Here is a 22865-nt window from a genome sequence, read left to right as displayed (position 1 = left end):
CCGATGGGTATTCCGCTGTTTCGATTTTTATTCCGCAAAATGTGGAATACACGATGGCTTACGTTAAGTACATTGGCAGGTTTAACAATAGCTGTTGCCTTTGCAACAAGTATACCAATGTATGCAGATGGAGCATTGAAACGGGTTGTTGCCGAATCGTTGAAGGAAAAGAGTACCGGTCTTCCGGCGGGCTCATTGTTAATGAGGTATCAATCCACACCGGGAGAAAAAACGGATCTTACTGCACTGTCAGGGCTTGAGAATTACATTAAAACGACAGTACCTAAAGACATCGGATTTACATATGACACCTACTTAAAAAGTTACTCTATTCGAAGCGCTGATGTCGTTCCTGAAGACCCAACAAAAGTAGACGCAGGACGCAATAGGCAGCTTAGACTTATGACAATGTCTGATTTAGAAGGACATTCAGACATTGCACAAGGTCGTTGGTTCGATAAGGCGGAAGGCGACGGTAAAATAATCGAAGCTGTTATGCTGGAAGAAGCAATGTTCCGTAACGACATACATATCGGAGATGTTTTTGATTACCCGATATCAGGCGGTCTCAATTTGACGCTTAAAGTCAAGATCGTCGGAGCAGTTAATCCAAAAGATGCAGCTGATGCTTACTGGTATGAAGGTTTGGAAGGGCTACTTGGCACTTTACAGATCAGTGAGACAGCATTCCAAAAGCAACTTCTAGAGAAACTGAAAATACCTCTTCACAATGCAGGATGGTATTATTCTTTTGATCTAACTGAAGTGAAGACGAGTCAACTATCCCCATTGGGTAGAACACTTAATCGTCTTGATATTGATCTTTATCAACGTCTCAAGGACACTCGCGTTGAAATTTCTTTTGCATCTACTCTAACGGAATTCAAGAAGCAAAGTTTGCAATTGCAGACGCTACTATTCACATTGGCTGCGCCTATGATTGCAATGGTATTTTTCTTCATTGCTATGAATGCTCGTCAATCGCTTGATAAGCAACGAAGTGACATTGCCGTACTTCGAAGCCGGGGAGCGGGAACAAAACAAATTATTTGGATCTATTTGCTTGAAGGATTGTTGCTTGGTGGAATAGCATTAGCGAGTGGACCATTCCTCGGTTGGTTTATGGCGAAGAGTATAGGATCAGCCAATGGCTTTTTATCCTTTGTTAGTCGGAAATCGATACCAGTAGGATTCTCGACAGAAGCAATGATCGCTGGTGGTGTAGCAGTTTTTATCGCTATTATGGCAACGGTTATACCAGCAGTTATTTATGCTCGCTCTTCAATCGTAAGTTACAAGCAAGATTTGGCACGTTCTGATCGCAAACCAATATGGCAAAGATGGTTTTTGGACGTACTGCTTATCGGTGCTGCAGGATACGGTTGGTACATGTTTAATGAGAGACAAATGTTGACATTCCAAACTGGAATGACTACGGATCAGCTCAGTGTACAGCCATTTTTGTTTTTTGTACCTGCTCTTGCGATTTTTGCATTAGGGCTGTTTTTCCTAAGATTGTTCCCATGGCTACTGAAACTATTTAGCTGGATGGGTCGCAAGTTTTTACCAGTACCAATTTATCTTACATTAACTCAACTATCAAGATCGTCTAAAGGGTATTATCCACTGATGATTTTGTTAGTACTGACACTTGCTCTTGGTGTATATAATGCATCAGCAGCTCGTACCATTGATTTGAACTCCACTGAACGTACACTATACAAATACGGATCAGATGTTATTATTCAGACCGTATGGGATGGTACACCTGAAGTCAAAGTACCACCTAAAGGTGAAAATGGTGGAGGAAATGGTGGCGGCGGCAAAGGAGGAAACGGTGGTGGCGGCAATGGAGGAAACGGCGGCGGTGTTCCATCGCGCACGTTGTTTAATGAGCCTCCATTCGAAATTTTCCGTAAGCTGGAAGGCGTCGAATCTGCTACCAGAGTTTTAACAACAAAAGGAAATGTTGTTGTTTCTGGCAAGTCGATTGGCCAAGGTAACGTTATGGGTATCGATAACTATGATTTTGCAAAGGTAGGTTGGTTTGGTGAAGATCTTTATCCTATTCATCAGAACCATTACCTTTACAATCTTGGTCTCTCCGAACATGCTGCTCTAATTCCTAGCGGTGTAGCAGAGAAACACCAATTGAAGGTTGGCGATACGTTTACAGTCGGTTTTACTGACGGTGTGATAGAATTTTCAATCGTTGGTATTTTGCCGTATTGGCCGAGTCAATACCCAGATAAAGCGCCATTCGTTATTACAAATCTAGACTACATTTACGACCAGATTCCATTAATTCCTTATGAAGTATGGTTGAAAATGAAACCTGACGCACTAGTTAAACCTATGCTTGAACAGCTTCAAAAGGAAGGCCTTGAGCTTGCAAGCTTTAAAGATGTACGAAACGAATTGCTGACACAATCCAAACACCCAACTAGAGGTGGTGTGTTCGGTATTTTAAGTCTTGGTTTCCTTGTATCAGTAATTATTACGTTAGCTGGATATGTGCTCTTCTGGTTCTTTAATCTATCAGGCCGTGTCGTACAGTTCGGTATATTACGAGCAATGGGTCTATCTCGCAAACAATTGACAGGTATGCTTATGTTAGAACAGCTATTTACAGCTGGCTTAGCTATTGGACTCGGGGTGTTGATCGGTAAAGTAGTAAGTAAGCTCTTCTTGCCGTTTTTACAAACGACCGAAAACGTTGCTGAGACTGTACCACCATTCCGTGTCATCTTCGAATCCAAAGATACGAATCAATTGTTCTATGTCGTTGGCTTTATGATGCTAATCGGAGTATTGCTGCTCTTCCTGCATATCCGCAGACTTAAGGTGCATCAAGCGGTCAAAATGGGAGAGGAGCGTTAACATCAAATGATTGAATGCGAAGGCTTAGTAAAAATTTATAAAACAGATGATTTGGAAGTTGTTGCGCTCCAAGGCTTAAATCTTAAAGTAGAAGACGGCGAATTAATGGCTATCATCGGTAACAGTGGTAGCGGGAAATCGACGCTACTGAATACATTAGGAGGACTTGATCGGCCATCTGCCGGTCAAGTCAAAGTGGGACCTTGGGATCTTTTAAAGATTACAGAAGAAGAGCTAGTACAGTATAAACGAGAGACAGTAGGTTTCATTTGGCAAAATAATGCACGAAACTTGCTCCCGTATTTAACTGCACTAGAGAATGTAGAAATGCCAATGATGCTTTCTGGAAAAACAGATCGCGCCTATGCAAAGCAATTGTTAGAATGGGTTGGTCTTAAAGAAAGAATGCACAACAAGCTTCATCAGCTCTCTGGTGGTGAACAGCAAAGGGTTGCTATCGCAATTTCATTATCAAATCGTCCAAAGCTTCTACTGGCAGATGAGCCTACAGGTTCAGTCGATACGGCCACGTCAGATATCATTATGGGTATCTTTAGACGATTGAATCGTGAAATTGGCATTACAATCGTTATCGTTACGCATGACATGACGCTTGCAAGTAAAGTTGACCGTGTTGTTGCTATTCGTGATGGATTAACGAGTACGGAGTTTATTAAACGAAATCCCAACATGACAGACGGTACGGAACTTGCTCATTCGATGGGCAAAGGCTTAAACAATGTTCATGAAGCTTATGTAGTCGTTGACCGTGTTGGTAGATTGCAAGTACCTAAAGAATATTTAACCTCACTAGGCATAAAAGACAAGGCATCAATGGAATTTGATGGGGAACGCATTATAATATCTTCTCCAAAATCATTAGGGGGTAATAGCCATGAGAAATAATGGCAACGCAGGATCACGTTTTTCCAAATGGACGAAAGTTAGTTTGACTTTAGCATTACTAGTAGGTTTATTATCAGCTTGTACAGGTGGTTCCGGCACAAGTGATGCAGAAAATAGAGTACTTCGAATCGGTGTACTTTACGGTGGATCTGATAATGAGCCATACTTCCGTCAGCAGTATACAGATATGTTCGAGATGCAGAACCCTAATATTTCATTCGAAATCGTTGGCGCTATGAGTTATGACGATCACAGATTCCAACAACCAGATAATCCAGATAAGCCGCAAGAGCAGCCCGATCCGTATGAGAAGATGAAAGAAATGATGACAGGTCAAAATCCTGTTGACGTTGTAGTATTGGATTACAATATGCTTCGTCGATTTACTCAAGATAATTTGCTTCAGCCGCTTGATCCAATGATCAAGCAAGATAAGTTCGATTTGTCTGATTATGTACCGACTGTAATTGATGGTATCAAATCGGCAGGAGACAACAATATTTTTGCTTTAACGCCAACGTTCACGTCGGCTGCACTTTATTACAATAAGAAAATATTTGCTGATTTAGGTGTTGAGCCACCAACAGATATGATGCAATGGCAAGATGTATTCAACAAAGCACGTCAAGTTGCTAGCGGTGAAGGTGCGGACCGGAAATTTGGTTTTTCCTTTAATCGTTGGAATTCCGATGCATTCTCAGATTCTCAAACTTACGCTCGCTCCTTGCAACTAAAAACATTTGACGAAGCAGGTAAGAAGATGCTAGTTAATAGCGATCAATGGGAACAAGTATGGAATACTGTTAGAGATCTCCACAAGGAAGAAGTTGTGCCTAACCAAGAATTTATGACTAAGATGTATGAGAAAATGAATTCTGAGGGCGGAAATGATCCTTTCTATGGTGACTTATTCCTTAAAGGTCAATTAGCTATGGTAGTTAATGAATCTTATTATGTAAATGAAATAAAAAGAGTAAATGATAATGCGGGCAGTATCAAAAATTTTGAACCAATCGACTGGGATGTTGTAACGGTTCCAACGGATCCAGCTAATCCTGGTGCTGCAAGCAATATTGGCTTAAGCCAACTTATGGGTATTAATACAAAAGCACAAAACGCAAAAGATGCATGGGAATTCATTAAATTTTCTAACAGTAAAGAATGGGCGAAGCTTAAATCTAGAAGTAACTATGAACTAGTTGCACGTAAAGAGTTTTTGAAACCACAAGCGGGCCTAAATTACAATATTGATGCCTTTACGTTACTGAAGCCACTTCCACCAACTGTTGATGAAGAAAAAATCTTCCGTGAAAATCCAAATGCAGGCGAAGCTCAATATGTAGGAAATGAAATGTTCCAAGAGTTTTTAGCTGGTAAGAAGGAAGCACGAGAAGCACTTGCTGAATGGGAAACTAGAGGTAATGCTATACTTGAAAAACCTATTCCAGAAGGTTCAGTAGGTATTATGCCAAGACCTATGACGTACAATAACTAAATGTTGGATTAAGAAAAGCCGCCCATAAGACAATGTCTTATGCGAGCGGCTTTTGTTAGTTCTACCCTTTGAACTGGAAAGACTGAAGAGCTGTCCATCCGCCTTGGTCCGTTTTATAAAGTAGATGGAAGCGGTCGACTACTGTTGAATAGTCAATTGAACTCATGCGTAGATTGCCATAAAGATCATGTAACTCATCTGCTGGCATGTCTCGGCCAATCGTTACGTGTGGCGTGTACACTTGATTAGAGAGCGGTTGAACAAGAGGGCCACTACAAATAGCTTGTTTGAGCGTAATAACCGTCTGAGGCTCCTCTAGAGCGAGGTACAACGTGTTACTAACGGGAAAGAAGGTAGATACTCGATTAAATCGTATACTGAACGGTTTGAAAGCTGATGCGACGTGCTGTAGATGTAATATCGCAAGTTCTCTTGTAGAGTCATCCCATTCTTCTGCATCGCGCAACGTTAAGTGAGCTGGAATATTACAATAGTGTGGATCGTGACGGACACGCCAACTGTTGGCAGCATCTTGAATTTCTTTATCCGGAAAAATAGCGATTCCATATAGCATTCCATTCAACTCCTCTTTCCTATTGTTTCATATAGTATACCCGAAAATATCGAAGATAAAGAACCTAGTATGCTTGTATTTCAAATTATTGGGTATTCTAATGGAAGCATCAAGAGAATGGCAGGAGGAGCATTTCATGAAATGGGTATATTGGTTGCGCTTGTATGAAACCAAATTTCAAGCTGGATGTTTAGTAAAACGTATGGAAAACGACTGGTGGATCTATGGTTATGAATGCCCAAGGGAGGTCGAAGTTTTCCGCTCTTTAAAGGGTAGATACGGTGTTCGATATCTTCCATAAAATAATTTGTATAAAATGCTTGACTATAGATAGTGATATATAGTATATTAATTGATGTCGCCAATAAATGATGCTTTAAATCAGATGGATAACGTCGCGGGGTGGAGCAGCCCGGTAGCTCGTCGGGCTCATAACCCGAAGGCCGCAGGTTCAAATCCTGCCCCCGCAACCAATACTTCGATCAATACGTTGAAATATACGTTTTCGAGGGCCCTTAGCTCAGTTGGTTAGAGCGGTCGGCTCATAACCGATTGGTCGGGGGTTCGAGTCCCTCAGGGCCCACCATTTGTCTAAAGACTCAACTCATGCCGGGATGGCGGAACTGGCAGACGCACAGGACTTAAAATCCTGCGGTGGGTGACCACCGTGCGGGTTCGATTCCCGCTCTCGGCATACGAAGAAAACTCTTATTGAATAAGGTTTTCGAAATGTACATAACCCTGTACAAAATGTGAATCCTCTCTGTTTTAATTAACATTGGATTCGCCAAGAAGTTGAAGAAACCTCCTTTACAGTATCTGATTTAATTAGATGCAGTTGAAGGAGGTTTTTTCGTTTGTTTTGGTTATTGGAAGTAGGCGGGTGAAGTTTGTGAACAAACGATATATGAAAACTAGACTCACGATTATTTGTTAGTTGCGGTTAATTAATAATTCATATTTCATATTGTGCAAAATTGTAGAATTAAGATTGCCTTTTTGCTATAATCTGGTTCAAAAGTCTGCTTTTTATTAGACAATTAGAAGAAAGGTGGGTTTCGTTTTGCAGCCAAAGTTAGTTCCCCTTAGAATATCGTCAGGTTGGTCGGTGGGCTATAATAACTTTCTCGAAATCTCAACTGAGGATTTTATAGACGATACCTATCCTTATGAATGGGATTTAAATGAAGATATTTTACAATTCTCAAATGAATATCGTAAAAGGATATTAGATCTTGGATGGTATCCATCTTCCAATCCTAAAGGACAATATAGAATTGTGTTAATAGAGTTATGTGAAGATGAGGATCAAGCTGAGAAATGGGATTCACCTTTATTTCAATATTGTTCTAGAGATACGAATGATATTAAAGATAAAATTAATTTTGTTTTGCAAGAGGTTGCTACGGGACGTTTATAGTACTTGAATATTTTAAAGCCGAAATATAAGTCAGTTAGATAACAGAAGCATATGCTACTTTTCGGAATGTCCTTTAGTAAGAAACTAGAGATTTGTATGAGCAGAGCGTCCATGATATAATTTGGCAGTCAAATGGGACGGAGGTTATTACGATGGACAACATTTTTCAAAATGATTGGCGAGAAAAACTTGAGGAAGAACTGGCCCAGCCGTACATACAGGAGCTTTTTGAACAAATAGAACAAAGATATACAACTTCGGTAGTTTATCCTGAACGCCATGATGTATTTAACGCACTCAACATTACTTCGTTTGAAAATACGAAGGTTGTTATATTAGGTCAAGATCCTTATCATGGTGCTGGCCAAGGCCATGGCTTAAGTTTCTCTGTACAGAAGGGTATCAAGCAACCGCCGTCATTAAAAAATATTTTTAAAGAGTTAGTAGATGATATCGACTGCGCTCTACCTGTACACGGATCGTTAGAGTCATGGGCTGGTCAAGGTGTGTTACTTCTAAACACTGTTCTTACTGTCGAGGAGGGAAAGCCAAACTCCCATCAAGGATTAGGTTGGGAGCGTTTTACTGATCGGATTATCGAGCTGTTGAACGAACATGAGAATCCAATCGTATTTATTTTATGGGGAAAACATGCGCAGACGAAGGCTAGTTTTATTAGTAGTAATAAGCACAAAATTATAACCTCTCCTCATCCAAGTCCATTTGCTGCTCGTAAAGGATTTTTTGGGAGCAAGCCGTTTTCACAAGCTAACGATTTTTTGATAAGTAATGGGTTAACTCCTATAAATTGGTCAATATCCGATGATTAAAAAAGAAAGGGCTGTACGATATCTGTTTTATTATCAGATATCGTACAGCCCTTTAGTTTGTAAACATGTTATTTTACTATACCCTCACTGCTTACAGAACCACCAGATAGTTGGTTAGTTGCACCTTCCGGTAACACTGGTGTCAATTTAGCATCAATATAAGTTGTAACTTTTACAGTCGTCATAACTTGTGGATACATTTTGTCGGGGTCAGGTAGAATAGCTTCAACATTGATGATTGCATTATCGTTAACAAAATCAATAGAAGTAATACGTAAGCCATAACCAGGGTTTGGCAAAGTAGCAGATACAGTTACCTTCTTGATGTCGGCATTAACTGATTCGACAGATAGAGATAGATCGTTGATTGGAGAATTAGGTTCAGGTTCAACTACTGAATGTTCCTTAACGAACTCGATTCCATCATATAGCCAGCCAGCTGCTTCACCACGTGTAATTGCAGTAGTAGGGTGGAAGTTGTTATTTTTGTCAAGAGTAGCTATTTTGCTAATTAATAGCTTTTGGATACTATCTTGATAATCAGGGTTAACATCTGCAGCATCATTAAGTTGAATAAAAATTTCTATGAAAGAATATTCACCTGTATGAGACATAGCTTTGAAAAGATGTTGAGCGAATTGCTCCTTAGACATAGGATCATTAGCTTTCACTAGCTTTGGAATATCTAGGCCGTAGAAATCTGCAACGATAAAGGCTTGTGAATACCATGCATCATCTTTCAGGTTTGGATGGTTATCACTTGCGAGTGGTGCTTTAATAAAACGAATATGGTTAATATTGAGACCAAGACCTTTTACAATCATCGATATGCCAGAAGCATAAGTAAGTTTATCTTCTGGTCTAAACTCATCTTTGGTTAAGCCACTTATAATGCCCTGTTCTTTTAATGATTTTATTTTCTCCGCATTGGAATGATTAGTTACATCGGAGAATGCCATAACGGATTGGCCTAGTGTAAAAACTAGAACGGCAATAATAGTTAAAATAAATAGTGATTTCTTCTTCATAAGCTCACCTCGTTTATAATTTGCAGCTGCACATACATTGACGCAATGTTCAAACAATAGGTTGCAAGGTGTTCCATTTTAGGTAAATATTTTTTCTGTGTACGTTTGCAAACTATTGACTCTAGGGTGAATTTTTGATATATTATATTCTATCGCAAAGATGATCTGTTAGCTCAGCTGGGAGAGCACTATCTTGACAGGGTAGGGGTCAGTGGTTCGAGCCCACTACAGATCACCATAACTTTACACTTTAAACCCTTGGTTATCAAGGGTTTTTTATTTTAAATAAATATTATGGATGAGATCATTAATTTTCATAGTTGTTGACGAGTTGTTGATGTTTTTTCTAAGTATCTGTTTTAGTAGAATTTAATTTATCAAATTTTTCAGCTTATGTCGGTCAATCATTTTTCCACCGTTATGTAGTTGCATAGAAGGAATTGAAAATCACCCATCAACTTTCTATAGAAGAGTAATTGACAAAACATATAATTGGTGTGATGAATGAAATCATTGACATGTGGTTATTTTACTGAAGGTGTTAATTAAACCATCAGGAGGAAGATACATGTTCAATCAATTTCAACAAGGAAGTAACTCTAATCAGCAACTTGCCCATGCCGATCAACTGGTCCAACAGTTAATTCAACAGACACAACAAGCTTCAACCCAATATCAGCAGTTACTCCAACAAGAACAGCAAAATGCAAGAACACTAGAACAATTGGTACATAAAGAACAGCAAGCTGTTCAAATCATTCAAACAGCATTACAAGGTCATCAAACAGCGATTCAGCAACTTCAACAAATCTCTGCTCTTTGCAACCAAGCGACTCAAACTACGCAATCACACTATGTACCAGTAACAGCTCTTAACAACAACCAACATCAAACAAACAGTTACTCCAATAACTCTTACCAATAAGTGTATAACCCGCAGTTTTTGTGACAGTCAAAAAGTCGCATAACTGCGGCTTTTTTTAATTTTACGATATACGAAAGTGAAGTGAATATTGAAGTGTAGACTAGGCAGGAGCGCTCCTGCCGAGCAACATTAATTTGCGGTTCGTCTTCTTCGCAGCGTCGATAACTTGCTGTAACCTGTGGCTATTTGAAGCAAAAGTAGAAAGAAATATTTTGCTGTCCGCTTTCTGGAACGCTTCCTCGATATGTTCGCCCACTAGTCGTTCAGAAGGAGTAAAACCGGGTCGCTCTGCATTTGTGCTCTCCGATAACAACGCAAGAACGCCTCTTTTCCCAATCTCGGCCATTTTATGAATATCTGCATATTGTTCATTTACTGGTGTCAAGTCGAACTTGAAATCTCCGGTATGAACAACCGTTCCTAGTGACGTTTCGAAAGCAATACCTAAGCAATCAGGTATGCTGTGATTTGTACGAAAGAAGCTTAACTTCACAGAGCCGAGCATAAATTCAGAGCTCGATTCAATTTCATGAAGCTCTGCGTGATCAAGTAACCCGTGCTCTTTTAGCTTTCTAGACCAAGTGTTAGACGAGTTGCATAAATCGGCATGTTCATCTGTTTAATGATGTAAGGAACACCGCCAATATGGTCTTCGTGTCCATGTGTAATTACTAAGCCTCTAACTAGATTTTGGTTTTCGAGTAGAAAGGTAATATCGGGAATAATCACGTCAATGCCAAGCAAGCTTTCATCTGGAAATTTAGATCCACAATCCACGACAATAATGTCATCATTATATTGAACGAAGTACATATTTTTTCCAATTTCATTTACGCCACCTAGAGCAGCGATTGAAATTTGATCTTCCCTAGTGTCCACGGTAAGCCCCTAAGCGACAAATTACCTGCCAAGAATAAGAATAATATTTCTCTCGATAGTTGGGATTATCCAAGGAAGTATCGGCACTAAATGCTTAGTTTTTTTCTCTGAGTAGAGGGTACATAAGTTACTACAATGAAGAATTGATTAACATTATCGGAGTGGTCAGTCTGAGCTTTTACCATAAAAAAAGGACTTCTCATTTGAAGTCCTCACCTCTACAGTACTATGTTAAAACTTTATCGGTTACAATTTTATCACTCTGATGATTTGTTTGTTTAATTCCGAGCTTCTCCATATATGTTTCAATGGGGAATGGGAAACCAATGTAACCATCCGATCCTTTTAATGAAATAACTTTCGCTGGGATTCCAACTGCAACACCGTTATCAGGAATATCATTTGTTACAACAGCATTTGCTCCAATAATTACATTGTTACCTATCTTTATTTTTCCGATAATTTTTGCCCCCGGTCCCATATAGACAAAATTCCCAATAATAGGAGCCCCACGTTTTTCACCTCTACCACTTGCACCAATTGTGACCCCTTGCATAATAACGCAATTATCCCCGATTTCAGACAAGCTACTTACATTAATATCTCCGAAGTGGCCAATATAGAAACCTTTACCTATTTTAGTTCCAGGAGAAATAGATATGCCATATTTGTATTTATAACGTTGCAGAAGAAACATACTTATCATGTATATTGGGAACATAAACTTCCCTTTTTGACTAAGATACTTACATAATCTGACCCAGAACATATAATGAAACCCAGCAATCATAAATCGTCTATAAAAAACTTTCCACATACTTACTTTCATTGTTTCTTCATAGCGATACAAATCTGAAAACCAATACAATTTTAGCTCTTTAAATGACATATGGAAGCCCTCCAGAAATTTGTTCGTTATAAAGAACTATAGCTTATTATTAGTGAACATACAATATGGTAAATTAGATTGTAATTTTGTTTAGTCACTGATCCTTATGAATATATTGGAATATTTCAAAATCATCTCTATAATTAAAGTATAAAAGTAATTATGAGGTGATCAGGATGAAAAAGATTATAGTAGCTTTTATCGCAGGGGCAATATTCGCTACAGCAGGCACTGCCATGGCAAATACAATTATAGAAAAAGTGACAGCATCCGTTAGATCAGATTATAAAGTTGAACTTGATGGCAAATCGATTGAGTTAAAAAATTCTCCGTTAGCATACAATGGTTCGTCGTATCTCCCGTTAAAAGAATTTGCACAATTACTTGGTAAGGAAGTTGAATTCGTTGAGGGAACAATCATGTTGAAATCGATAGAAGAAGCACCCGTAGAAGAAGTGCCAGAGGAAAAGTTGCCAGAAGAAATGTTAAAACTTCTAGATGATCATGTAGAGTATCAAGAAGAATACGATTTCAAAATGAATAAACTAATTTTTGATCGCATTGTAGCTGTTGAAGGTCAATCAAAAACAACAGATAGTGAAGAGCTTGCTAAATATGAAAAACAGATTGCGGGAATTGATCAGCAAATAGCAGATCTTAAGGCGAAATATCCCCAGTACGCACCGTTTTTTGATTAACATTAATTTTTGTTTGACTTATTCAGGCTATGTAGCACCTTCTTTATAACCCTACTCGGAGTTCACAAATTAGGTGCTGCAATCTCCTAAACTTCTTATCTGTTTCAACAAAATGTTTCCCTCAATTATTTATCGTTGGATATTTTTCATGCTTACTGTAGTTTTATTAGACATGTTTTCTCGTATTGGTTTATTTCTACTAGTTAAATATCGTCCTAATTTGACGGACGGTAATTCAACTAAATGATACATTATTGCTGAAACAATAAATGATAAAACAAATGCAATGGTTAAAATCAACCATATTGGCATTGCTCCTTGGAGAGCATAAAGTGATACAAGCATAGTTGGCATGTGATACAAATATAGACTATATGAAAATTTCCCAACGTAGTGCACTGGCTTTAGTAGTAATAGGTTTTTTATCGTACTAGAATGTAATCCAAAAAAGATAAATAGTACACATCCACCTGCAATAGCCCAATCATTTAGAATAAACATATGAAGGATGGCGATGTTAGGTAGAACTAGCCAATTATACATATATAAGATTAATGCTAATAGTAACATAATGATTTTTAATGGTAGTGTCATCTTGTTATAGATTTTTTTCATATTGACTTGAAACTTGGCTAAAAGTGCACCTAGCAAAAAGAATGCAATGTAATGTGGGGTGAGTAGGTAGGAGGAATACCCACCACTGAAAGCTGTAATATCATATGAAAATAGTTTAAGACAAACATAGTAACCTACAAAAAATAAAATAGGGATTGATAATATAATTGCAGTATTTTTAACGAAATTGCCTTTAACTATAAGACATACAATAAATGGAAAAAGGATTGAAATACGCATTTCATGAACGAGTGACCAGATTACAGGATTTAATGTCATCGTGTTAAATTCAGTTAACAAAAATATATGATTTAGAATCATACTGATTGAAATAGGATCTCTCCAAATATCGTTGCCCCATTGGCTTATACTTGATATACCATTAGGTGAAAGCAGATATATAAGTGCAAGTACGATAATTAGTGATACACAACTTGGTATTAAGATACGGCAAATGCGACGTATGATATAGGTTGTATATGTAGGAGCATTATTGTTTAAGTAGGGAAGAGATAAAACAAATCCACTGAGCACAAAAAATAGGATGACAGATTCATGACCTAGCCAGAACAAATGAAGTGGTGTTTTATTAAGATTATCGAGAAAAAGAGACGAAGGTATTAGGATAGATATATGAGCAAGAACTACTGAAGTAGCAGCGAGACCTCTGATTGAATCAAGTTGATCAAGTCGTTTATTTGTTTGCAAAGTGAACCTCCGTTATTCTTAATGAAGAACGTTTTGTTCTATAAAAAGAATATACATTTAAAGTTAATTGTTTACAATGATTTATTTTGCAACTATAGATGTAACGTAACTATTTTATTTCTATAGTAAAATGTTTAAATGAGGTTATTGTAGTATAATTTACCTATTAAATCTTATGGATTTAGATGATTATCAAACGAAAGTCAATCGTCGATATTTAGTATGTGAGGAGTGCTAATATGAAACATATTTTAGTTGTTGGTGGTACAGGAATGCTTGCCGATGCTGTTTGTGAGCTTAATAATCAAGGCAATAAAGTCACGGTTATTGCAAGAGGCGAGTCTAAGCTAGAACATCTACATAGTCGATGCAACAATCCAGATCAGTTCAACAGTATTTCACTAGACTACGAGAATTATGAACAACTTCAGCACGTTTTACAAAATGATGCCAACAAGTTTGGGCAAATTGATTGTGTTATTGCTTGGATTCAATCCAATGAATCGAAGGCATTAGGAATAATTATGAATGAGATTACTGGGACAGAATCATTTAACGTTTTTCATGTATTAGGTAGTAGAAGTAATTTGCAAGAAGTTAAACAAGGTCTAAATATACCAGTCAATTGTAAATACCATCAGGTGAAACTTGGGTTTATTGTTGAACATAATACCTCAAGATGGCTTACAAACAATGAAATTTCGAGTGGTGTTATCCGTGCTTATAACAGTGAAGAAGAAATAAGCATTGTCGGCACTTTGGAGCCGTGGAATATGAGACCGTAATGATAGAAAGGTGCGTTTATTTTGGAAAAGAGTATCATTATAAAAAAGCTATCTAGTAATGATGAAGTTATCATGCTTGATGAAGCATTTCGTGCACAGTATCCATGGTACCAAGATCGGAATTATTTTCATACTTGTTTAGAACAAATAAGTAGTGGGCAAAGAGTAACCCTTATTGCATTAGTTGATGGGGAGATAGCAGGCTGCTGTCATTTACTATATGAATCAAAGTATCCGCATTTTCAAGATAAGAACATACCTGAGATTAACAGTCTTGATGTCTTTCCTGAATATAGAAGAAATAAAATAGCTAGTCGATTTTTCGATGAGTTAGAGCTAATTGCAGCTAACACTTCAGAATATATTGGCTTAGGGGTTGGACTATATAAAGATTATGGAAATGCCCAAATGATGTATAGCAAACGTGGATATATGCTAGATGGGAAAGGTATGTTCTACAATAACGTAGAAGTTTCGCCTGGACAATCTGTTATCGTAGATGATGAGCTACTCGTTTATTTAGTCAAGGAATTAAGATGATTTTAGGCAACTTAAAGGAGTAAAATGATGCATAGAACGTTAATAATAAGTGACATCCATGGATGTTTCAAACAATTTAATGAGTTGCTGAACAAAGTGGAATTTAACGCTAGCAATGATCAGTTGATCTTGATAGGTGACTATGTTGATCGGGGTCCGAATAGTAAAGAAGTTGTAGATAAAGTCATTGATTTGGTAGAAAACCATCATGCCATCGCATTACGTGGGAATCATGATCAAAGATTAGTAGATTTAGTCCAGCAAAACAGTTCTGAAGTTCAATATAAATTTATGCAGCATGGTGGTCCTGAAACAATTAAAAGCTATTGTATTGATGAAAGCTGTAATGAATCTCTTGAAAGTACGATCTGCCATATTAGAGGACAGTATTCGCATCATATTGCGTTTCTTGAGAGACTACCCCTTTACTACGAGGATGAAAAACATATTTATGTTCATGCAGGAATAAATCCAACATATCCGGATTGGAAGGAACAGACGGATCACGATTTTATGTATATTAAAGGAATTTTTCACAAGGCAGATCTTGGGCTAAGCAAAACAGTTGTGTTTGGGCATACAAGAACGGTAGAACTTCAAGAGACGCCTGAAGTCTGGTTTGGTAATGGTAAGATTGGAATTGATGGTGGCTGCGCTTACGGTATGCAACTAAATTGCCTCATCTATCAAGGAGATGAGTATAAGACGGTGAGTGTGAAGTGATCAAAGATATGGTATTAGAAACGAGCAGATTGGTTATTAAACCATATAGGGCTAGTGACCTTCTTGAGGCATTTCAGTTAATGCAAGATAAGGAATTGTTTACGTATTTACCGATGGACGTTATGTCATTAGATGATTATACTGATGTATTTAACTGGCTTATTGGCTGTTACGAAATAAGTCATACTGAAAATTGGTTTAAATATTCTTTTGTTATTACGGATAAAGAAACAGGAAGTCATATCGGATGGTGTGGATTCGGAAGTTTAGATTTCAACCATAACGTTACTGAAATATTCTACTTAATTGGTAAGCATCATTGGGGATGTGGTTATGCTACTGAAGCAATAGAGGGTTTAATGAAGTATTGTTTTGATGAACTTGGGCTGGAAAAGTTATCTGCAGTGGTCAAACCTGACAATATCGCCTCAAAGAGAATAATAGAGAAATTAGGATTTCATTATGAGTTTACGGTAGCTGACTTACCGGAAGAGTTTGACTTCTATAATGGAGAATTATTTTATTCAATTCGTTCAATATCGGATGGAGCATAAGATGATCATTAATAATCAACATTTCCATGTAAAAGGAATCGATTACACAATTAGATCTGCATCAAAAAAGGATGCGATCCATTTATCCTCTTTAAGAGTGCAAATTGATGGTGAAACGGAAAATATGGACAGAGAACAAGGGGAGGCTTTCATAGATAAAACCGGTTTTGAAGCATTGATTAAGAACGATTCTGATCATCCTAGAAACTTGTTTTTAGTTGCTGAAGTTGATGAACGGATTGTTGGATTTTCAAGATGCGAAGGTAGTCATCTAAAAAGAATGTCTCATAAAGTAGAGTTTGGAGTATGCGTTTTGAAACAATTTTGGGGATATGGGATAGGGAAAAATTTATTAAAAGAAGCAATAAGCTGGGCTGACTCAAATGGTATTAAGAAGATGATTTTAAACGTTTTAGAAAGCAACGAAAACGCTACAGAACTTTATAAAAGATGTGGCTTTGAAATCGAAGGTATATTGAAAAATGATAAGCTTCTTGCCGATGGTAAATACTACAGTACCATTGTTATGGGAAGATTCAATGAATGAGACTACATATTGAGCGTCAAATAGGATAGAACCCCGCAATGAGGTCATAACGTCTCTGCGGGGTTAATTGTTTTTTCTGAGTATATAACTTTATTGGAAAATGTTGCGTATAGTATGAAGAGACAATTCCATATGATGGAGGGCTTAACGATGAGAGTGAAAATTATTGGTTTACTTGTAGCTGTTATTGCAGCAACTGTACTAATCTTCACATTTCAAAGTAATAAAGTCGGTTTCGAAGAGGTAAAGGTTGAACAATTAGATGAGGAGTTTCAAGCTATAATTAAGCAACTGGATAAACCGAATATCTATTTTATTACGAAAGGTAAAACGATTATTTTGTATTCAACATTGAGCAAGTCAGGTATGTACACATACCCTTTTGCTGAAATCGTGAGAAATAAAGATCAATTAATAGTCAATATATCTAGCCACTTACCTGGGAGTGTCGAAAACAAAAGTGAACTACTCATTGGAAAGTTAGATTTAAAGAAACTCCCTAAAGATATTGATGCTTCGTTTCTATCTCAAAAAGTAGACCACGAAATTATTAACCTCGATGAATAACAATTTATAATCAGATGGCATATGTATTTATCCTAGATGTCGCACTGCTTTTAACGGGGGCGAGCTCTATACAGCAATGTAGGAAAATGGTAGAGTATTCTATAATTTAACTACAACTAAAAGGATGATACATATGAGAGCACCGAAATTAAAAGCTGGCGATGAAATCCGCGTAATCTCTCCTTCTCGTAGCCTGTCAATAATCGCAGAAGACCATAGAAATATCGCAAAAACTCGTCTAGAGGAATTAGGGTTTAAAGTGTCATTTTCAGAAAATGTACTAGAATCCGATGAGTTTGTTTCCTCTTCTATTCGTTCACGTGTAGACGATTTGCATGCAGCTTTTCTAGACCCAAATGTAAAAGCGATTTTAACGACGATTGGCGGATTTAACTCTAACCAACTATTGAAATATATTGATTACGATTTAATTAAAGCAAACCCAAAACGGATTTGCGGATATTCAGATATAACGGCGTTAAGTAATGCGATTTATGCAAAAACAGGATTAATCACCTATTCGGGTCCACATTTCTCGACCTTTGCTATGTTGCAAGGCAATACGTTTACTGTGGAATATTTCACGAAAATAATGATGCAAGACACTGATTTTAAGGTGATTCATTCCGAGCAGTGGAGTGATGACCCATGGTATTTGGATCAAGAAAACCGATCTTTTATAACTAATGATGGTCCATATGTAATCAATCCGGGAGAAACTAGTGGAACGATTATTGGTGGTAATTTGTGTACGCTAAACTTACTTCAAGGTACGGATTTTATGCCAAGCTTAAAAGACTCCATTTTGTTTGTAGAAGATGATTATGAGGTGCAGCCATATACTTTCGATAGAGATATACAGTCACTCATTCATCAGCCTTCATTTGAAGAGGTTAAAGGGATCGTCATTGGCAGATTTCAAAAAGGTTCAAACATGACGAAAGAGAAGCTCGTGAAAATTATTCGATCGAAATCGGAATTAAACCATATCCCAGTTATTGCTGATGTTGACTTCGGGCACACAACGCCAATCATCACTTTCCCTGTCGGTGGAAAAGTGTCGATACGAGCAATCGAACAACAGATAGAAATTAGTATTACTGAATAAGAGCCTACGATGAACGTTTCGGCGATTTAAGAGGTGATTAGATGATTATCTGGATAAATGGCGCATTTGGGTCTGGCAAAACGCAAGCTGCGCATGAATTACAACGAAGATTAGCGGGGTCGTTTATTTATGACCCAGAGAAGATAGGTTATTTCATTCGAAAAAACATTCCAGACGAGATAAGAAAAAGTGATTTTCAACAGTATACAATATGGCGGGAAATGAATTTTTCGATGCTTAGTTACTTAGCTAATGAATATGAAGGAGTAATTATCGTACCAATGACGATTGTTGATCCTGCCATATTTACCGAAATCGTAACTAGACTTGAAAATGACGGGATAACCGTCAAACATTTTGCCTTGTGCGCTACTAAAGACACATTGCTTAAGCGGCTTAAGAGCAGGGGAGAAGGTAAAAACTCATGGCCAGCTAGGCAAATAGATCGATGTATAGAAGGGTTATCACATGAAACCTTTCAACATCACATAGATACGAATGAAATGAGAACTTCGGAAGTTGTATCTTACATTGCAACAAAAGCAGAAATAAACTTGCTTGCGGATACAAGAAGCAATGTTAGAAAGAACTATGATCGGATAAAGACCCAGTTGTTACAGCTTCGTTTTTTCAATTGAGAGGTTGTATATTTTATAAAACAGTGAACTAATAGGATATATTAGTTCACTATTTCATGATGATTTTTATAAATAATCTGAAATGCAACTAGAAAAGAGATGATAGTTTTGTCTAATCATATTGAAGTTAAAATTTTGACTATGTGTATGATAGAAAAAGATGGTAAAGTATTACTAATTAATAGACCCGATCGATTAGGCTTCCCAGGATATTTGGCACCTGGGGGGAAAGTGGATTTCCCTGAAAGTATCGTATCTGGTGCTATTAGAGAAGTAAAAGAAGAAACGGGGTTACTTGTTACAGATATTGTGTATAAGGGGTTGGATGAATTCTGCGAACTTGAAAAAGGAAGCAGGTACATGGTTTTTAATTATTTAGTGAGAGACTTTGAAGGCGAGTTGCTCGAAAACCCTCCTGAAGGTGATTTACTGTGGATCGAGAAAGAAAAAGCATTTGATCTGCCGATGCAAGATTGGTTTAAGAGAAGGTTTCCGTATTTCTTTCAATCGGGTACATTTGAAATGAGTTTTATTTGGAGTCAGAGTAAGAATAAGGTCATTTATCAAACAATTAAACATTATGATGAGAGTGCAGTGAAAGTAACAGAAGTGGTCTAGTGAGAAATGTTACATACATACGAATTTGGGGAGATGTTTTGATTGAAGATGGAAGTAAAAGCATTTGGTATTTTCAGTGTGTTTAAAACGGTATTATACTTTTTAATTCTACCTGCTGGTTTCATGGCTGTACTTGGATTGATCGCTCTGGTTGTCGGCTTTGCTATTGGTGAGCATACTGTTACGGTAATGGCTATTCCTTACATTATAATGCCTATTTTCATGATGATCTTATATCCTGTATTTGGAATGTTGAATGGCTTAATTTATAATGGGTTTTCTAAAAAGTTCGGAGGTCTGGAAGTAACATTAGTTGCTAAGGAACAGGCTCAGTATCAGAACCAAACTCAGTATCAGAACCAACAGCAACAGCAACATGTGAATTCAGTGTCGAATTAATGTGAGCAGCCTCCTTACAATTTGTAAGGAGGCTCTTTTTTAACAACGTTTAGCTATTGAACACTGCTTTTAATGTATAGGCAATATCTTCAAGCGCCTCATTAGCTGTATCGACTTCATGTGCCAAATTCATAAACTGATGAATCATACCTTCATAACATCGATAGTTAACAGACACTCCTGCTGATTGCAGACGCTCAGCGTATGCCGCTCCTTCATCTCTAAGTGGATCAAATTGAGCTGTAATGATCGTAGCCGGAGGTAAATTACGTAAAGCACCATGTAATAGTGGTGAGGAAAATGAGTTGCTGGCATCCTCAAGTGTGGATAAGTACTGACTATAGAACCATAATATCGATTCTCTAGTTAATAAATATCCACTAGCATTTTCTATCATCGAAGGATATTGAAAGAGTGTATCCATTGTGACAGCAGGATAAATAAGCAATTGGTAAATGATCGGGAGGTTTCCATGTTCTGCTGCCTTAATTGTCATGACAGCCGCAAGGTTACCACCAGCACTGTCGCCGCCTACTGCGATTTTTTGAGGATCTATGTTAAGTTTCTTGGTATGTTCAGTCACCCACTTAAGCGCTGTGAACGCATCTTCTACTGCCGCTGGGAACTTATTTTCAGGCGCTAAACGATAATCGACAGAGATTACTATGCAGGAAGCTTTATTTGCTAATGAACGGCAGATGGAATCATGAGAATCTAACCCGCCTAATACAAATCCACCACCATGATAGTAAACCAATGCAGGGAATGGTTTCTCTCCTTCGGGTTTATAAATACGAATAGGGATTTCACTTTCTGGGCCAGGTATTTTCAAATTCTGTACATCTTCTACAGTCTCTACTTCTTCAGATGACCACGTTAAAGTGAAATAATTTCTAAGATGAGCAATCGTCATTTCATCTGGAGATATTTGCTTGGAGAGAAGTTCTATACGATCGAGAAAGTGCTTAATTTGTGGGTGTAATGGCATGTTTTTATTCCTCTCTTTCTTTTTGAAAGTATGTTATCACAATCTATTTTTGATTATAATTGGAAATGGAATGAACACAACCAGCAGAAATATGCCTCCTGTTTGATATCCAACAGTTTAAATAGATGTGTTTAAAAAGTACTATTTTTGAAGGAGGAGACCTGTTGGAATCAATTGAAAAAGTAGACCGTCGTATCAAGCGAACTCGTCAATTTATTAAGGAAGCACTCATTAAACTCATGTCAGAAAAAAGCTATTCGTCGATTAGCATTCAAGATATTACGGAATATGCCAACATTAATCGATCGACCTTTTATTATCATTACATGGATAAAGAAGACTTACTCCAAGTTAGTATGGATGAAATGATTGCTAAGGCAATAGTAGATGTATCAACAAAGCAGGCATCCAATGATGATTCGAAAGCTACTTACAACGATTATGATCCTGTCCCATTTTTTATTCGTATGTTTGAGCATATACAGAGTAATGCACCGTTTTATCGCGTTATGTTAGAAGAAGCGCCTACGTTTAGACGACGAATTACTGAAGCTATTAAACAACAATACATGGAAAGTATAGCTTTGATGCAACCAGATGAAAGGCAACTTATTGTTTCGAAGCAAATGTTGGCAACATTCGTATCCGGTGCATACATATCCATCATCATACAGTGGTTAGAAAATAATTTGGCTGACTCCGTAACTGAAATGGCCGAACAATTATCAAAGATTATGATGTTAGGTCCACATCGAGTTAGTGGTTTAATTTGAGGATTACTAAAAAATCGCTATTTATTAGGGGAGGAACTTATGAGCTATAATGGATTTCAATTTTACGATAATGAAACTAATTTTGAAAAATATATGGAGCGTCGAGCGTGGAAAGAGAATGCAAATGACACACTTGAGAAACCTGTTGTTCGAGAACTTCTTGGCGAAGTAAGCGGCAAAAAAATTTTAGATTTAGGTTGCGGCGATGCGAAGTTTGCTAAGGAGTTGTTTGATTTAGGCTGTGAGAATTATATCGGTATTGAAGGATCTACTAATATGATTGAACTTGCTACAGAATCTCTCGAGGGACTTAATGGTGCTGTAATACAAGCGACAATGGAAGATTGGGAGTACCCTGAATCTAGCTTTGATCTCGTAATCTCTAGACTTGCCCTACATTATATTGAAGATATAGACGGTCTATTTAAAAAGATTCACCAAACATTAAAGCCGAATGGTGTAATCGTATTTTCAATTGAACATCCCGTAATCACTTCAACGCTCCAAACATCAGGAACACGTACAAGCTGGACAGTAGATAACTATTTTATAGAAGGGTTCCGGGAGCAACAGTGGTTAGGTGGAACTGTTCATAAGTACCATCGTTCTATTGAGGGCTATTATAGAGCATTACAAGGGGCTGGTTTTACTGTTGAAAATCTCAGAGAATCGACACCTCACCGTGAACATTTCGAAAATGAAGAAACGTATGAGCGCAGATTAAGGATCCCGTTGTTTCTATTTCTTTCGGCTAAAAAGACTACATAAAAACGAACGT

At 37.5% G+C, this 22865-nt stretch carries 24 protein-coding genes, 4 tRNA genes and 1 pseudogene; 23 read left to right on the top strand and 6 right to left on the bottom strand.

Annotated elements, in window-relative coordinates; all coding sequences use genetic code 11:
- Positions 1 to 3: 3 nt before the first annotated feature.
- The 3 genes from I6N90_RS03470 to I6N90_RS03460 are packed head-to-tail and all read left to right on the top strand — an operon-like array spanning position 4 to position 5281.
- Positions 4 to 2880 carry an FtsX-like permease family protein gene (locus tag I6N90_RS03470; protein WP_197934097.1) on the top strand — a complete coding sequence of 959 codons (2877 nt, stop codon included), beginning with the start codon at positions 4 to 6 and terminating at the stop codon, positions 2878 to 2880.
- Positions 2881 to 2886: 6 nt separating this feature from the next.
- On the top strand, positions 2887 to 3786 hold the full coding sequence (locus I6N90_RS03465; RefSeq protein WP_197934096.1) for an ABC transporter ATP-binding protein: 900 nt from the start codon (positions 2887 to 2889) through the stop codon (positions 3784 to 3786).
- Positions 3776 to 5281: an ABC transporter substrate-binding protein gene (locus tag I6N90_RS03460; protein WP_197934095.1), complete on the top strand. Its 1506-nt coding sequence runs from the start codon at positions 3776 to 3778 to the stop codon at positions 5279 to 5281. The genes I6N90_RS03465 and I6N90_RS03460 overlap by 11 nt, the downstream gene beginning before the upstream one ends.
- A gap of 61 nt (positions 5282 to 5342) precedes the next feature.
- Here I6N90_RS03460 and I6N90_RS03455 read toward each other — a convergent pair whose 3' ends face one another.
- The gene (locus I6N90_RS03455) at positions 5343 to 5855 is read right to left on the bottom strand and encodes a 2'-5' RNA ligase family protein (protein ID WP_197934094.1); all 513 of its coding nucleotides are present in this window, start codon (positions 5853 to 5855) and stop codon (positions 5343 to 5345) included.
- Positions 5856 to 6251: 396 nt separating this feature from the next.
- On the opposite strand from I6N90_RS03455, the gene I6N90_RS03450 reads away from it, so the two are divergent.
- The 5 genes from I6N90_RS03450 to I6N90_RS03430 all read left to right on the top strand — a co-directional run bounded on the left by I6N90_RS03450 (position 6252) and on the right by I6N90_RS03430 (position 8105).
- A tRNA-Met gene (locus I6N90_RS03450) sits at positions 6252 to 6328 on the top strand.
- 36 nt (positions 6329 to 6364) lie between these two features.
- Positions 6365 to 6441, top strand: a tRNA-Ile gene (locus I6N90_RS03445).
- A gap of 22 nt (positions 6442 to 6463) precedes the next feature.
- A tRNA-Leu gene (locus I6N90_RS03440) sits at positions 6464 to 6549 on the top strand.
- A 369-nt stretch (positions 6550 to 6918) separates the two neighbouring features.
- Positions 6919 to 7275: a hypothetical protein gene (locus I6N90_RS03435; protein WP_197934093.1), complete on the top strand. Its 357-nt coding sequence runs from the start codon at positions 6919 to 6921 to the stop codon at positions 7273 to 7275.
- Between the two features lie 152 nt (positions 7276 to 7427).
- Positions 7428 to 8105 carry a uracil-DNA glycosylase gene (locus I6N90_RS03430; protein ID WP_197934092.1) on the top strand — a complete coding sequence of 226 codons (678 nt, stop codon included), beginning with the start codon at positions 7428 to 7430 and terminating at the stop codon, positions 8103 to 8105.
- A 68-nt stretch (positions 8106 to 8173) separates the two neighbouring features.
- Here the strand turns inward: I6N90_RS03430 and I6N90_RS03425 are convergent, their stop codons facing one another.
- Positions 8174 to 9133, bottom strand: a complete 960-nt coding sequence (locus I6N90_RS03425; protein ID WP_197934091.1) for an S-layer homology domain-containing protein — start codon at positions 9131 to 9133, stop codon at positions 8174 to 8176.
- A 162-nt stretch (positions 9134 to 9295) separates the two neighbouring features.
- On the opposite strand from I6N90_RS03425, the gene I6N90_RS03420 reads away from it, so the two are divergent.
- Together I6N90_RS03420 and I6N90_RS03415 are read left to right on the top strand one after the other, a co-directional pair.
- Positions 9296 to 9371, top strand: a tRNA-Val gene (locus I6N90_RS03420).
- Positions 9372 to 9701: 330 nt separating this feature from the next.
- A complete protein-coding gene (locus I6N90_RS03415) occupies positions 9702 to 10058 on the top strand; it encodes an AMP-dependent synthetase and ligase (RefSeq protein WP_197934090.1) in 357 nt (118 codons plus the stop codon).
- A 112-nt stretch (positions 10059 to 10170) separates the two neighbouring features.
- Here I6N90_RS03415 and I6N90_RS03410 read toward each other — a convergent pair.
- Positions 10171 to 10937: pseudogene (locus I6N90_RS03410) on the bottom strand (ribonuclease J); the annotation flags it as partial.
- A gap of 226 nt (positions 10938 to 11163) precedes the next feature.
- Positions 11164 to 11826, bottom strand: a complete 663-nt coding sequence (locus I6N90_RS03405) for a serine O-acetyltransferase (protein WP_197934089.1) — start codon at positions 11824 to 11826, stop codon at positions 11164 to 11166.
- Between the two features lie 176 nt (positions 11827 to 12002).
- Between I6N90_RS03405 and I6N90_RS03400 the strand changes: the two genes are divergently transcribed.
- The gene (locus tag I6N90_RS03400; RefSeq protein WP_197934088.1) at positions 12003 to 12524 is read left to right on the top strand and encodes a hypothetical protein; all 522 of its coding nucleotides are present in this window, start codon (positions 12003 to 12005) and stop codon (positions 12522 to 12524) included.
- 129 nt (positions 12525 to 12653) lie between these two features.
- Here I6N90_RS03400 and I6N90_RS03395 read toward each other — a convergent pair whose 3' ends face one another.
- A complete protein-coding gene (locus I6N90_RS03395) occupies positions 12654 to 13847 on the bottom strand; it encodes an acyltransferase family protein (RefSeq protein ID WP_197934087.1) in 1194 nt (397 codons plus the stop codon).
- Positions 13848 to 14086: 239 nt separating this feature from the next.
- Between I6N90_RS03395 and I6N90_RS03390 the strand changes: the two genes are divergently transcribed.
- The 10 genes from I6N90_RS03390 to I6N90_RS03345 all read left to right on the top strand — a co-directional run bounded on the left by I6N90_RS03390 (position 14087) and on the right by I6N90_RS03345 (position 20326).
- The gene (locus I6N90_RS03390) at positions 14087 to 14632 is read left to right on the top strand and encodes an SDR family NAD(P)-dependent oxidoreductase (protein WP_197934086.1); all 546 of its coding nucleotides are present in this window, start codon (positions 14087 to 14089) and stop codon (positions 14630 to 14632) included.
- 21 nt (positions 14633 to 14653) lie between these two features.
- Positions 14654 to 15172: a GNAT family N-acetyltransferase gene (locus tag I6N90_RS03385; RefSeq protein ID WP_232242513.1), complete on the top strand. Its 519-nt coding sequence runs from the start codon at positions 14654 to 14656 to the stop codon at positions 15170 to 15172.
- 24 nt (positions 15173 to 15196) lie between these two features.
- A complete protein-coding gene (locus tag I6N90_RS03380; protein ID WP_332262386.1) occupies positions 15197 to 15895 on the top strand; it encodes a metallophosphoesterase family protein in 699 nt (232 codons plus the stop codon).
- A complete protein-coding gene (locus tag I6N90_RS03375; RefSeq protein WP_197934084.1) occupies positions 15892 to 16449 on the top strand; it encodes a GNAT family N-acetyltransferase in 558 nt (185 codons plus the stop codon). Before I6N90_RS03380 ends, I6N90_RS03375 begins: the two co-directional genes overlap by 4 nt.
- Before the next feature lies 1 nt (position 16450).
- A complete protein-coding gene (locus I6N90_RS03370; protein WP_197934783.1) occupies positions 16451 to 16996 on the top strand; it encodes a GNAT family N-acetyltransferase in 546 nt (181 codons plus the stop codon).
- A 150-nt stretch (positions 16997 to 17146) separates the two neighbouring features.
- Positions 17147 to 17563 carry a hypothetical protein gene (locus tag I6N90_RS03365; RefSeq protein ID WP_197934083.1) on the top strand — a complete coding sequence of 139 codons (417 nt, stop codon included), beginning with the start codon at positions 17147 to 17149 and terminating at the stop codon, positions 17561 to 17563.
- Between the two features lie 133 nt (positions 17564 to 17696).
- Positions 17697 to 18671: a S66 family peptidase gene (locus I6N90_RS03360; RefSeq protein ID WP_197934082.1), complete on the top strand. Its 975-nt coding sequence runs from the start codon at positions 17697 to 17699 to the stop codon at positions 18669 to 18671.
- 41 nt (positions 18672 to 18712) lie between these two features.
- Positions 18713 to 19309, top strand: a complete 597-nt coding sequence (locus tag I6N90_RS03355; RefSeq protein WP_197934081.1) for an AAA family ATPase — start codon at positions 18713 to 18715, stop codon at positions 19307 to 19309.
- Positions 19310 to 19408: 99 nt separating this feature from the next.
- Entirely contained in the window at positions 19409 to 19927 is a 519-nt protein-coding gene (locus tag I6N90_RS03350) for an 8-oxo-dGTP diphosphatase (protein WP_197934080.1), read from the top strand.
- A gap of 42 nt (positions 19928 to 19969) precedes the next feature.
- On the top strand, positions 19970 to 20326 hold the full coding sequence (locus I6N90_RS03345; RefSeq protein ID WP_197934079.1) for a hypothetical protein: 357 nt from the start codon (positions 19970 to 19972) through the stop codon (positions 20324 to 20326).
- 49 nt (positions 20327 to 20375) lie between these two features.
- Here I6N90_RS03345 and I6N90_RS03340 read toward each other — a convergent pair whose 3' ends face one another.
- Positions 20376 to 21314, bottom strand: a complete 939-nt coding sequence (locus I6N90_RS03340) for an alpha/beta hydrolase (protein WP_197934078.1) — start codon at positions 21312 to 21314, stop codon at positions 20376 to 20378.
- Between the two features lie 164 nt (positions 21315 to 21478).
- Between I6N90_RS03340 and I6N90_RS03335 the strand changes: the two genes are divergently transcribed.
- Both I6N90_RS03335 and I6N90_RS03330 read left to right on the top strand, forming a co-directional pair.
- Positions 21479 to 22087 carry a TetR/AcrR family transcriptional regulator gene (locus I6N90_RS03335; RefSeq protein ID WP_197934077.1) on the top strand — a complete coding sequence of 203 codons (609 nt, stop codon included), beginning with the start codon at positions 21479 to 21481 and terminating at the stop codon, positions 22085 to 22087.
- Between the two features lie 39 nt (positions 22088 to 22126).
- Complete coding sequence (locus tag I6N90_RS03330; protein WP_197934076.1) at positions 22127 to 22855, top strand: class I SAM-dependent methyltransferase; 729 nt, start codon at positions 22127 to 22129, stop codon at positions 22853 to 22855.
- Positions 22856 to 22865 lie beyond the last annotated feature (10 nt).

This window comes from Paenibacillus sp. GSMTC-2017, assembly GCF_016019935.1.
Taxonomy (GTDB): domain Bacteria; phylum Bacillota; class Bacilli; order Paenibacillales; family Paenibacillaceae; genus Pristimantibacillus.
This window is presented reverse-complemented; position numbering and strand designations above follow the sequence as displayed.

Excerpts from the sequence above, each read along its gene's own strand:
- I6N90_RS03365 (WP_197934083.1), top strand. The coding sequence starts at position 17,147 with ATGAGAGTGAAAATTATTGGTTTACTTGTAGCTGTTATTGCAGCAACT.
- I6N90_RS03430 (WP_197934092.1), top strand. The coding sequence starts at position 7,428 with ATGGACAACATTTTTCAAAATGATTGGCGAGAAAAACTTGAGGAAGAA.
- I6N90_RS03380 (WP_332262386.1), top strand. The coding sequence starts at position 15,197 with ATGATGCATAGAACGTTAATAATAAGTGACATCCATGGATGTTTCAAA.
- I6N90_RS03330 (WP_197934076.1), top strand. The coding sequence starts at position 22,127 with ATGAGCTATAATGGATTTCAATTTTACGATAATGAAACTAATTTTGAA.
- I6N90_RS03465 (WP_197934096.1), top strand. The coding sequence starts at position 2,887 with ATGATTGAATGCGAAGGCTTAGTAAAAATTTATAAAACAGATGATTTG.
- I6N90_RS03415 (WP_197934090.1), top strand. The coding sequence starts at position 9,702 with ATGTTCAATCAATTTCAACAAGGAAGTAACTCTAATCAGCAACTTGCC.
- I6N90_RS03390 (WP_197934086.1), top strand. The coding sequence starts at position 14,087 with ATGAAACATATTTTAGTTGTTGGTGGTACAGGAATGCTTGCCGATGCT.
- I6N90_RS03355 (WP_197934081.1), top strand. The coding sequence starts at position 18,713 with ATGATTATCTGGATAAATGGCGCATTTGGGTCTGGCAAAACGCAAGCT.
- I6N90_RS03340 (WP_197934078.1), bottom strand. The coding sequence starts at position 21,314 with ATGCCATTACACCCACAAATTAAGCACTTTCTCGATCGTATAGAACTT.
- I6N90_RS03350 (WP_197934080.1), top strand. The coding sequence starts at position 19,409 with ATGATAGTTTTGTCTAATCATATTGAAGTTAAAATTTTGACTATGTGT.
- I6N90_RS03425 (WP_197934091.1), bottom strand. The coding sequence starts at position 9,133 with ATGAAGAAGAAATCACTATTTATTTTAACTATTATTGCCGTTCTAGTT.
- I6N90_RS03400 (WP_197934088.1), top strand. The coding sequence starts at position 12,003 with ATGAAAAAGATTATAGTAGCTTTTATCGCAGGGGCAATATTCGCTACA.
- I6N90_RS03455 (WP_197934094.1), bottom strand. The coding sequence starts at position 5,855 with ATGCTATATGGAATCGCTATTTTTCCGGATAAAGAAATTCAAGATGCT.
- I6N90_RS03370 (WP_197934783.1), top strand. The coding sequence starts at position 16,451 with ATGATCATTAATAATCAACATTTCCATGTAAAAGGAATCGATTACACA.
- I6N90_RS03405 (WP_197934089.1), bottom strand. The coding sequence starts at position 11,826 with ATGTCATTTAAAGAGCTAAAATTGTATTGGTTTTCAGATTTGTATCGC.
- I6N90_RS03470 (WP_197934097.1), top strand. The coding sequence starts at position 4 with ATGGGTATTCCGCTGTTTCGATTTTTATTCCGCAAAATGTGGAATACA.
- I6N90_RS03360 (WP_197934082.1), top strand. The coding sequence starts at position 17,697 with ATGAGAGCACCGAAATTAAAAGCTGGCGATGAAATCCGCGTAATCTCT.
- I6N90_RS03460 (WP_197934095.1), top strand. The coding sequence starts at position 3,776 with ATGAGAAATAATGGCAACGCAGGATCACGTTTTTCCAAATGGACGAAA.